This is a genomic window from Aromatoleum sp. (assembly GCF_035254505.1).
Lineage (GTDB): Bacteria > Pseudomonadota > Gammaproteobacteria > Burkholderiales > Rhodocyclaceae > Aromatoleum.
In genome coordinates, this window is the sequence record NZ_DATFAO010000033.1 from 63,802 (window position 1) to 74,066 (window position 10,265).

General features: G+C 65.2%; 9 protein-coding genes. All 9 read left to right on the plus strand.

Annotation, left to right across the window (positions count from 1 at the left end):
- Nucleotide 1: 1 nt before the first annotated feature.
- On the plus strand, nucleotides 2-1,090 hold the full coding sequence (mraY, locus tag VJ673_RS05570; RefSeq protein ID WP_324125053.1) for a phospho-N-acetylmuramoyl-pentapeptide-transferase: 1,089 nt from the start codon (nucleotides 2-4) through the stop codon (nucleotides 1,088-1,090).
- The gene (murD, locus tag VJ673_RS05575; RefSeq protein ID WP_324125054.1) at nucleotides 1,087-2,487 is read left to right on the plus strand and encodes a UDP-N-acetylmuramoyl-L-alanine--D-glutamate ligase; all 1,401 of its coding nucleotides are present in this window, start codon (nucleotides 1,087-1,089) and stop codon (nucleotides 2,485-2,487) included. The genes mraY and murD overlap by 4 nt, the downstream gene beginning before the upstream one ends.
- A complete protein-coding gene (gene ftsW, locus VJ673_RS05580) occupies nucleotides 2,484-3,716 on the plus strand; it encodes a putative lipid II flippase FtsW (protein ID WP_324125055.1) in 1,233 nt (410 codons plus the stop codon). The genes murD and ftsW overlap by 4 nt, the downstream gene beginning before the upstream one ends.
- On the plus strand, nucleotides 3,713-4,783 hold the full coding sequence (murG, locus tag VJ673_RS05585) for an undecaprenyldiphospho-muramoylpentapeptide beta-N-acetylglucosaminyltransferase (protein WP_324125056.1): 1,071 nt from the start codon (nucleotides 3,713-3,715) through the stop codon (nucleotides 4,781-4,783). Before ftsW ends, murG begins: the two co-directional genes overlap by 4 nt.
- Nucleotides 4,780-6,189: a UDP-N-acetylmuramate--L-alanine ligase gene (gene murC / locus VJ673_RS05590; RefSeq protein ID WP_324125057.1), complete on the plus strand. Its 1,410-nt coding sequence runs from the start codon at nucleotides 4,780-4,782 to the stop codon at nucleotides 6,187-6,189. The genes murG and murC overlap by 4 nt, the downstream gene beginning before the upstream one ends.
- A gap of 17 nt (nucleotides 6,190-6,206) precedes the next feature.
- Nucleotides 6,207-7,121: a D-alanine--D-alanine ligase gene (locus VJ673_RS05595; RefSeq protein ID WP_324125062.1), complete on the plus strand. Its 915-nt coding sequence runs from the start codon at nucleotides 6,207-6,209 to the stop codon at nucleotides 7,119-7,121.
- A complete protein-coding gene (locus VJ673_RS05600; RefSeq protein WP_324125058.1) occupies nucleotides 7,105-7,953 on the plus strand; it encodes a cell division protein FtsQ/DivIB in 849 nt (282 codons plus the stop codon). The genes VJ673_RS05595 and VJ673_RS05600 overlap by 17 nt, the downstream gene beginning before the upstream one ends.
- Nucleotides 7,950-9,179: a cell division protein FtsA gene (gene ftsA, locus VJ673_RS05605; RefSeq protein WP_015437308.1), complete on the plus strand. Its 1,230-nt coding sequence runs from the start codon at nucleotides 7,950-7,952 to the stop codon at nucleotides 9,177-9,179. Before VJ673_RS05600 ends, ftsA begins: the two co-directional genes overlap by 4 nt.
- Before the next feature lie 147 nt (nucleotides 9,180-9,326).
- The coding region (gene ftsZ / locus VJ673_RS05610) for a cell division protein FtsZ (protein ID WP_324125060.1) at nucleotides 9,327-10,265 on the plus strand (939 nt) is incomplete at its 3' end.

Below are 10,265 nucleotides of genomic sequence, written 5' to 3' on the forward strand. Positions count from 1 at the left end.
CATGCTGCTCGAACTTGCCCTCTGGTTGGGCCAGGATATCCGTACTTTCAACGTATTCGGCTATATCACGCTGCGCACCGTTCTTGCGGCGCTGACTGCGCTGGTGATTTCCTTCGTGTTCGGGCCGATGCTGATCCGCTGGCTGACGGAAAAGAAGATCGGCCAGGCCGTGCGCGACGACGGACCCAAGTCCCATCTGACAAAGGCCGGCACGCCGACGATGGGCGGTGCGCTCATCCTGATCGCGATTGCTGTAACGACCCTGCTCTGGGGCGACCTGCACAATCACTACGTGTGGGTGACGCTGTTGGTGAGCCTCGGCTTCGGTGCGGTCGGTTGGGTCGACGACTGGCGCAAAGTCGTGCACCGCGATCCGAAGGGGCTCGCGAGCCGCTGGAAATACTTGTGGACTTCGCTGATTGCCCTGGCCGCGGCGATGGTGCTCGGCCTGACGGCGAATGAGCCCGCGCAGACCGATCTGATCGTTCCCTTCTTCAAGGCCGTCTCCTATCCCTTGGGCGTCTGGGGCTTCGTCGCCCTCTCGTATTTCGTCATCAACGGCACAAGCCACGCCGTGAACCTCACCGACGGTCTGGACGGGCTGGCGATCATGCCGACGGTGATGGTTGCCGGGGCACTGGCGATCTTCGCCTACGTCGCGGGGCACGCCGGCTTCGCCAAATACCTCGGCGTGCCCTACATCGCCGGCGCCGGTGAACTCGCGGTCTTCTGCGGCGCGTTGTGCGGCGCGGGTCTCGGATTCCTGTGGTTCAACGCCTATCCGGCCGAGGTCTTCATGGGCGATGTCGGGGCGCTCGCCCTCGGCGCAGCCCTCGGTACTGTCGCAGTCGTTGTCCGCCAGGAAATCGTTCTCTTCATCATGGGTGGCCTCTTCGTCGCCGAGACGATGTCGGTCATGGTGCAGGTGCTCTACTTCAAGTACAGCGGCGGCAAGCGCATCTTCCGAATGGCGCCGCTGCACCACCATTACGAACTGGGTGGCTGGAAGGAAACGCAGGTCGTCGTCCGGTTCTGGATCATCACCCTCATGCTGGTGCTGTTCGGCCTGTCCTCGCTGAAACTGCGATGAGCGCGCTGACCGATCGCTTCGTTCTGGTGCTCGGCCTGGGAGAATCGGGTCTTGCGATGGCACGCTGGTGTGCCCGTCAGGGTGCCCGCCTGCGCGTTGCAGACAGCCGCGCCCAACCGCCCGGCCTAGCCACGCTCCGTTCGGCGGTGCCCGATGCGCAGCTTGCCCTTGGCGAGTTCTCAGACCGGCTGCTCGAAGGGGTGGATCTCGTCGCGCTGAGTCCTGGAATCGATGCCCGCATCGCGCTGCTCGACATCGCACGTCGGCGCGGGATCCCGGTCCTTGGCGAGATGGCCCTGTTCGCTCGTGCGCTCGACGAGCTCGGCGTACGGGATCGTTCGCGCATCATCGCGATCACCGGCACGAACGGCAAGACCACGACGACGGCGCTGACCGCCGCGCAGTGCCAGGCGGCGGGACTCGATGCGGTCGCGGCGGGCAACATCAGCCCTGCGGCACTCGACCTGCTGATGGACCGCCTCGACCGCGGCGAGTCCTTGCCCGAGTGCTGGGTGCTCGAACTCTCCAGCTTCCAGCTCGAAGGCGCCGCCGGTCTCGATACGGATGCGGCGACGGTGCTCAACGTGACCGACGACCATCTCGACCGCCACGGGGATCTGGCGACCTACGCCGCAGTGAAGTCGCGGATATTCGCTGGGAAGGGCGTGCAGGTTCTCAACCGTCAGGATGCGCTCGTCGCAGCGATGCGCCTGCCTGCGCGGATGGCCGTCACCTTCGGAACGGACGCTCCGCCGAGCGAGCGCGATTACGGCATCGTCAGCGACGCCTTCGGCGACGCCTGGCTTGCTCGAGGCAACGAGAAACTGATGCGGCAGGACGAACTGCCGCTCGCCGGTGCACACAACGCGACCAACGCGCTCGCCGCCCTCGCCTTGGGCCACGCGATCGGCCTTGAATTCGCACCGATGCTTCAAGCCCTGAAAGCTTTCCGCGGTCTGCCGCATCGCGTCGAGCCCGTCGCGCAACGAGCCGACGGCGTCGTCTTCTACGACGATTCCAAGGGAACCAACGTCGGCGCGACGCTCGCCGCGCTCGAAGGGCTGGGGCGGCGGGTGGTCCTGATCGCCGGCGGCGACGGCAAGGGGCAGGACTTCTCGCCCCTGCGCGACGCCGTCGCCCGTCACGCCCGCGCGGTGTTGCTGATCGGCCGCGATGCTCCGTTGATTGAAGCGGCGATTGCCGGCACCGAGGCCGTCGTCGAGCGTGCTGCAGACATGGACGCCGCCGTCGAGCGCGCAAACGCCGTGGCCCAACAAGGCGACGCCATCCTGTTGTCGCCCGCCTGTGCCAGCCTTGACATGTTCCGCAACTACGCACATCGCGCCGAAGTATTCATCGCGGCGGCGAGACGCCTTCCCGGAGTGAGTGCGGCATGAAGATCGTCAGCGCACTAACGGGATTCTTCCAGTCCCGCATGACGCACGGCAGCGCGTCCGACGCGAGCCGGGCGGTCAACCGCCTGATGCGTCCGCAGGAGTCTGCACGCGATCTCGATCCGCTCCTGATCTGGTCATCGTGCGCCCTGCTGCTGATCGGTATGGTGATGGTGTATTCGGCCTCGATCGCGACGGCCGAGGGCAGCCGCTTCACGGGCTACCAGCAGTTCTACTTCCTGATTCGCCACGCGATTTTTCTGATCGTCGGCGTGATCGCCGGGCTGACGTCGTTCCAGGTTTCGATGCGCCAATGGCAGCAGTTCGCCCCCTGGTTGTTCGTCGCGGGCATGGTCTTGCTGTTGGTGGTGCTCGTCCCCGGCTTGGGGCGCGAGGTCAACGGCGCTCAGCGCTGGTTGCCGCTCGGACCGATCAACCTACAGCCGTCGGAGCTGATGAAGCTCTTCGTCGCGCTCTACGCCGCCGACTACACGGTCCGCAAGTTGTCCGACATGGGCAGTTTCCGTCGCGCGTTCCTGCCGATGGCGGTGACGATCATCGTCGTCGGCTTCCTGCTGCTGCGCGAGCCGGACTTCGGCGCCTTCGTCGTGATCACGTCGATCGCATTCGGCGTGCTCTTCCTCGGCGGCATCAACGTGCGCGTCTTCGTGCTCCTTGCGCTGGTCGCGATCGTCGGTCTGGGCCTGCTGGTGTGGCTCTCGCCGTATCGCCGCGATCGCCTATTCGGTTTCATGGATCCGTGGCAGGACGCCTTCGGCAAGGGTTACCAGCTCTCGCACGCGTTGATCGCGTTCGGCCGCGGCGAATGGTTCGGGGTGGGGCTCGGCGCCAGCGTCGAGAAGCTCTTCTACCTCCCCGAAGCACACACGGATTTCCTGCTCGCAGTGATCGCCGAGGAACTCGGTTTCGCCGGCGTGATGACGATCGTCCTGCTGTTCGCGGTACTGGTTCACCGGATCATGGTGATCGGCCGTGAGGCGATCAAGCTCGAACGCTATTTCCCCGGACTCGTGGCGATGGGCATCGCGCTGTGGTTCGGCGTCCAGTCCTTCATCAATATGGGCGTCAACATGGGTCTTCTGCCCACCAAGGGCTTGACGCTGCCGCTGATGAGTTTCGGCGGATCGGGGATTGTCGCGAACTGCGTCGCCCTCGCGATTCTGCTGCGCATCGACTGGGAAAACCGGCAAGTGATGAGGGGGCGTTCGTGAAGACGCTGCTCGTGATGGCCGGCGGTACCGGAGGTCACATCTTTCCCGGCATCGCGGTTGCCGAGCGTCTGCGCAGCCAAGGCTGGCGCATTGTCTGGATGGGCAATCCAGAAGGGATGGAGGCTCGCCTCGTGCCGGAACGCGGCTACGAAGTCGCTTGGATACGGTTCTCGGCGCTACGCGGCAAGGGCTTGCTGCGTAAGCTGCTGCTGCCGCTCAATCTCCTGCGCGGATTCTGGCAGGCTCTTGGTGCCCTGCGCCGGATCCGGCCCGACGTCGTCCTCGGCATGGGCGGCTACGTGACTTTTCCTGGCGGGATGATGGCTGCACTGATCGGCCGTCCGCTCGTGCTGCACGAACAGAATTCGGTCGCGGGGCTGGCAAACCGCGTCCTCGCGGGCGTCGCAGACCGCGTCCTGGCCGGCTTCCCTGCCGCGCTGAAGAAGGCCGTGTGGGTCGGCAACCCGGTGCGCGCGGAGATCGCCGCAGTCCCGTCCCCCGCCCTGCGTTTCGCCGGCCGTACCGGCCCTTTGAAGGTGCTCGTGGTGGGCGGTAGCCTCGGCGCGGCGGCACTCAATCAGGTCGTCCCGGAAGCGCTGTCGCTGATGGCGCGCGGCCAGCGTCCGCAGGTGACGCATCAAGCCGGCGCTCGGCAGATCGAGGCGTTGCGGGTCCAGTATGCGAAGGCCGACGTCGAGGGTGTTCTCGTCCCTTTCATCGACGACATGGCGGCCAAGTACGCCGAAGCGGATCTCGTCATCTGCCGCGCGGGCGCGCTGACCGTGGCGGAACTCGCAGCCGTCGGCGTCGCCAGCCTGCTCGTGCCCTTCCCGTACGCGGTGGACGACCACCAGACCTCGAATGCGCGCTTCCTGGCGGACCAGGGCGCCGCCTATCTGCTGCCTCAGAACGAACTCGACGCCGAGCGGCTGGCCGGCATCCTCGCGAGCCTCGACCGGCCCCGGTTGCTGGAAATGGCCGACAAGGCCCGCGCGCTGGCGAAGCCCGCGGCTGCCGACGCCGTCGCCGACGTGTGCGAAGCCCTCGCCGCCGGGAGAAAGTCATGAAACATAAAGTCAAACGCATCCATTTCGTCGGCATCGGCGGTGCCGGCATGAGCGGCATCGCCGAGGTGCTCGTCAACCTCGGCTACGCTGTCAGCGGGTCGGACTTGGGCGAGAACGCCGCGACCCGTCGCCTGCGCGCATTGGGTGCCCGCGTCGTGTCCGGCCACTCGGCCGAAAACGTCGCGGACGCCGACGCGGTCGTGATTTCGACCGCCGTGCGCAACGACAATCCGGAAGTGATCGCGGCCCGTTCGCGCCACATTCCCGTCGTCCCCCGCGCGCAGATGCTCGCAGAGCTGATGCGTCTCAAGCAGGGCATCGCGATCGCCGGCACGCACGGCAAGACGACGACGACCTCGCTCGTCGCGAGCATTCTCGCCGAAGGTGCGATGGACCCCACCTTCGTCATCGGCGGCAAGTTGAACGCCGCGGGCGCCAACGCGCATCTCGGCAAGGGTGACTTCCTCGTCGCGGAAGCGGACGAATCCGATGCCTCCTTCCTGCTGCTGACGCCGGTGATCTCGGTCGTGACGAATATCGACGCCGACCACATGGACACCTACGGGCACGATTTCGCCCGCCTCAAGCAGGCCTTTGTCGATTTCCTGCAGCACCTGCCGTTCTACGGTGTGGCCGTGCTGTGCGAGGACGATCCGCACGTGCGTTCGATCATGCCCCTCGTGTCGAAGCAGATCGTGCGTTACGGCCTGTCCGAAGGCGCCAACATCCGTGCGGAGAACATCCGCGCGGAGGGCGGTCGCATGTTGTTCGACGCGGTGCGCGTCAACGGCTCGGTCTCGCGCCTGTCGATCGAACTGAATCTGCCGGGTCTGCATAACGTGCTCAACGCTCTCGCCGCGATTGCCGTGGCGACCGAGGTGCAGGTGCCGGACGCTGCGATCGTCAAGGCGCTGGCTGAATTCAAGGGCGTCGGCCGCCGTTTCCAGCGTTACGGCGAAGTGCCGCTTCGTGGCGAGGACGGTAGCGAGCGCGGCAGCTTTACGCTGATTGACGATTATGGCCACCACCCGGTCGAAATGGCGGCGACGCTGGCGGCGGCACGTGGCGCCTTCCCGGGCCGTCGTCTCGTGCTCGCATTCCAGCCGCACCGCTATACCCGCACACGCGACTGTTTCGAGGACTTCGTGCGGGTGTTGTCGACGGTGGATGCATTGTTGCTGGCCGAGGTCTACGCGGCCGGCGAGCCTCCGATCGTCGCCGCCGACGGGCGCTCGCTCGCACGTGCCCTGCGCGTCGCGGGCAAGGTTGAACCGAGATTTGTCGAGGGCATCGAGGATATGCCTTCGAGCATTATCTCCGCCGCGCGCGATGGCGATGTGGTGATCACGATGGGCGCAGGCTCGATCGGGTCCGTGCCGGGCAAGCTGGCCAGCGCGGAGGAATAGGCATGAGCGAAATCGAAATGAAGCAAAAATTTGGAAAAGTGGCGGTGCTGCTTGGCGGCACCTCGGCGGAACGTGAAGTGTCGCTGATGTCGGGCAATGCGGTGCTGGCGGCGCTGCGTGAAGCGGGCGTCGACGCGCACGGCTTCGATCCGGCCGAGCGCGACCTGCACGTCCTCAAGGAGCAGGGCTTCGATCGTGCTTTCATCGCGCTGCATGGCCGCGGCGGTGAAGACGGCACCGTGCAGGGCATGCTCGAATTGCTGAAGATCCCCTACACCGGCAGCGGCGTGATGGCGTCCGCGCTGTCGATGGACAAGTGGCGGACCAAGATGGTGTGGGCCGCCTGCGGTCTGCCGACGCCGCGCTACGCAATTCTCGATGCCGGTTCGGACTGGGATGGAATCGTCGCCGACCTCGGGCTGCCGATCTTCGTCAAGCCAGTGCATGAAGGCTCGAGCATGGGCGCGACCAAGGTCACGGAGGCGGGGCAGCTGAAAGCTGCGTGGGAACTGGCCGCGCGCTTCGACGATCTCGTGATCGCCGAGGAATTCATTTCCGGCGCCGAGCTGACTGCGCCTTTCCTGCACGATCGCGCCTTGCCGCTGATCCGCATTGAAGCGCCCGGCGGCAACTACGATTACCAGCACAAGTATTTCACGGACGACACCCGGTATCTCTGCCCCTGCGGCCTGCCCGAGGCGAAGGAGACCGAACTGCAGGCGCTCGTCATGAAGTGCGCACAGGTGCTCGGTTGCCGTGGCTGGGGGCGTGCCGACCTCATCGTGACCGAGGACGGCCGGCCCTACCTGCTCGAAATGAACACCTCGCCGGGCATGACCGGACACTCGCTGGTGCCGATGTCTGCGCGCGTCGCGGGCATGGATTTCACCGAGCTGTGCCTCTCGATCCTCGAGGATGCCCGCCTTGGCTGATTTTCGCCCTCGTACTCCGCTTTCCCTGCAGGTCGCCGGCAGCGTCGGCGCTTCGGGACGCGGTCGTATGCGCGAAGGCCTGTGGCAGCGCCCGGCGCTGCTGAACCTGATATCCGACGTCCTGATGCTCTTTGCGGCGGTGGCGCTCGGCTACGCGGCCGTCGTCTGGTTCCTGTCGCGGCCGCTATTTCCGCTGCGCGAGGTGGTCGTGCTGACTCCGCCCGCGCAGGTCACGACGCAGCAGCTCGAATACGTCGCGCGCGCCGCGATACGCGGCAACTTCTTCTCGGTCGACCTCGAAACGGTACGGGCGGCCTTCGAGAAGCTGCCCTGGGTCCGCCACGCGGAAGTCCGCCGACGCTGGCCGGACGCGCTGGAACTGCGTCTCGAGGAGCATCAGGCGGTTGCCTACTGGACGATCTCCGACAGCGGAGACACACAACTCGTCAATCGCCAGGGCGAGGTGTTCGCTGCCTCCAGCAATGCCGACATGCCGGCTCTTTCGGGACCGCAGGGCACGTCGGGCTATGTCCAGGGGAAATACCGCGAGTTTTCCGAAATGGTCTCGCCGCTTGGCAAGAAGCTCGTCGCGCTGTCCTTGTCGGCGCGCGAAGCCTGGCAGCTCAAGCTGGAAGACGGCATGGTAATCGTACTCGGCCGTGACCAGGAAAAAGTGCCCGTCGCCGAGCGGCTGACGCGCTTCGTCCGCGCGTGGCCGCAGACGCAGGAAAGACTTGGAGTAAAGGTGGCGGTGGCGGATCTCCGCTACCCGAGCGGATTCGCCCTCACGCCGGTGGGGGACGTCAAAGCAGCTACTAAAGGCAAGAAATGAGCAAGGAATACAAGGACCTGATCGTCGGACTCGACATCGGCACCTCGAAGGTCACCTGCATGGTGGCCGAGGCGCGACCGGACGGACAGCTGAACGTCGTGGGCGTCGGCTCGCAGCCGACCAACGGCCTCAAACGCGGCGTCGTCGTCAATATCGAAGCGACCGTCGATGCCATCTCGCGCGTGATCCAGGAGGTCGAACTGATGGCCGACTGCAAGATCCGCGACGTCTATACCGGCATCGCGGGCAGTCACATCAAGAGCTTCAACTCCAACGGCATGGTCGCGATCAAGGACAAGGAAGTCACGCCGATGGACGTCGAGCGGGTGATCGAAGTCGCTCGTGCGATGCCGATTCCGGCAGAGCAGCAGATCCTGCACATCCTGACGCAGGAATTCATCATCGACGGCCAGGGGGGCGTACGCGAGCCGATCGGGATGAGCGGTGTCAAGCTCGAGGTCAAGGTGCACATCGTCACCGGGGCCGTCTCGGCTGCGCAGAACGTCATCAAGTGCGTGCGCCGCTGCGGTCTCGAGGTGATGGATCTGATCCTGCAGCCGCTCGCGTCGAGTTACTCGGTGCTGACCGAGGACGAGAAGGAACTGGGAGTGTGCCTCGTCGATATCGGTGGGGGCACGACCGACATCGCAGTCTTCACTCAGGGAGCAATCCGTCACACCGCCGTGCTGCCGGTCGCGGGGGACCAGATCACCAACGATATCGCGATGGCCTTGCGCACTCCGACCGCGGAGGCCGAGGAAATCAAGATCAGTCAGGGCATCGCGATGCATACGCTGGCCGATCCCGAAGAAATGATCGAGGTCCCGGGCGTCGGCGACCGTCCGCCGCGCCCGCTGTCGCGCCAGCGCCTCGCAGACGTCATCGAGCCGCGTGTGTCCGAACTGTTCGAGTTGGTGCAGGCCGAGCTACGCCGCAGCGGGTACGAGGAACTGCTGTCGTCGGGCATCGTGCTGACCGGCGGTTCATCTGTCATGCCTGGCATGGAGGAATTGGGCGAGGAGGTATTTCATATGCCGGTCCGCGTCGGCGCGCCGCAGTATGCCGGTGGACTCGCGGACGTCGTGTGCCATCCGCGCTATGCCGCGGCCATGGGCCTCGTGATGGAGGGCCATGCGCAGCGTCGCCGCGGCATCATGGCGCGCGAGACGCGCAGCGTGCGGCAGGTGTTCGGCCGCATGAAGGCGTGGTTCGAGAAGAATTTCTGACCGGCTGGCGGAATTTGACAGTCAAATTGAATTAAGGGTTGCGTGCAAATCCCTATTTAGTAGTAGACTTACTACCCATTACTAGATATAGGCGTTCACGCAACGCAGCATACGGTTAGGGTAGTTCCCTAGGAGGCGAGGCAAGAAATGTTCGAAATCGTTGAAAAGGTGCAGACCGGTACGATCATCAAGGTGGTCGGTGTCGGCGGAGCCGGTGGGAATGCCGTCGATCACATGATCCGGCAGAACGTCCAGGGCGTGGACTTCGTGTCCGCCAACACCGACGCGCAGGCGCTGAGCCGCTGTCTTGCACCGAACAAGATCCAGCTTGGCACTTCCGGTCTTGGCGCGGGCTCCAAGCCGGAAGCCGGCCGCACCGCCGCGCAGGAGTCGCGCGACGCGATCGCTGAGGCGCTCGACGGCGCTCACATGTGTTTCATCACCGGCGGCATGGGTGGCGGCACGGGTACCGGTGCAGCTCCCGTGGTGGCCGAAATTGCGAAGGAAATGGGCATCCTGACCGTCGCGGTCGTGACCAAGCCCTTCGACTTCGAGAATCGCCTGCGCGTGGCCGAGAGTGGCGTTGAAGAGCTGACCCGCCATGTCGACTCGCTGATCGTCGTCCTCAACGACAAGCTGCTCGAAGTGTACGGCGACGACGCCGGCTTCGAGGACTGCTTCCGTTCTGCCGACAACGTGCTGAGCAGTGCCGTGGGCGGCATTGCGGAAATCATCAACGTTCCCGGTCTGGTGAACGTCGACTTCCAGGACGTTCGCACCGCCATGGGTGAAATGGGCCGCGCGATGATGGGTTCGGCCGAAGCCGCCGGCATGGATCGCGCCCGCCTCGCCGCCGAACAGGCTGCCGTCAGCCCCCTGCTGGAAGGCACGGAGCTGTCGGGTGCGCGTTGCGTGCTGATCAACATCACCGCGAGCCGCTCGCTGAAGATGTCCGAAGTCCGCGATGCCGTGAAGACCGTTCAGGCCTTCGCTGCGCCGGAAGCCTTCGTGAAGTACGGCACCGTGTTCGACGAGTCGATGGAAGACCGCATCCGCGTCACCGTTGTCGCAACCGGTCTGGGCGTG

Excerpts from the sequence above, each read along its gene's own strand:
- mraY (WP_324125053.1), top strand. The coding sequence starts at position 2 with ATGCTGCTCGAACTTGCCCTCTGGTTGGGCCAGGATATCCGTACTTTC.
- murD (WP_324125054.1), top strand. The coding sequence starts at position 1,087 with ATGAGCGCGCTGACCGATCGCTTCGTTCTGGTGCTCGGCCTGGGAGAA.
- ftsW (WP_324125055.1), top strand. The coding sequence starts at position 2,484 with ATGAAGATCGTCAGCGCACTAACGGGATTCTTCCAGTCCCGCATGACG.
- murC (WP_324125057.1), top strand. The coding sequence starts at position 4,780 with ATGAAACATAAAGTCAAACGCATCCATTTCGTCGGCATCGGCGGTGCC.
- VJ673_RS05595 (WP_324125062.1), top strand. The coding sequence starts at position 6,207 with ATGAAGCAAAAATTTGGAAAAGTGGCGGTGCTGCTTGGCGGCACCTCG.
- VJ673_RS05600 (WP_324125058.1), top strand. The coding sequence starts at position 7,105 with ATGCCCGCCTTGGCTGATTTTCGCCCTCGTACTCCGCTTTCCCTGCAG.
- ftsA (WP_015437308.1), top strand. The coding sequence starts at position 7,950 with ATGAGCAAGGAATACAAGGACCTGATCGTCGGACTCGACATCGGCACC.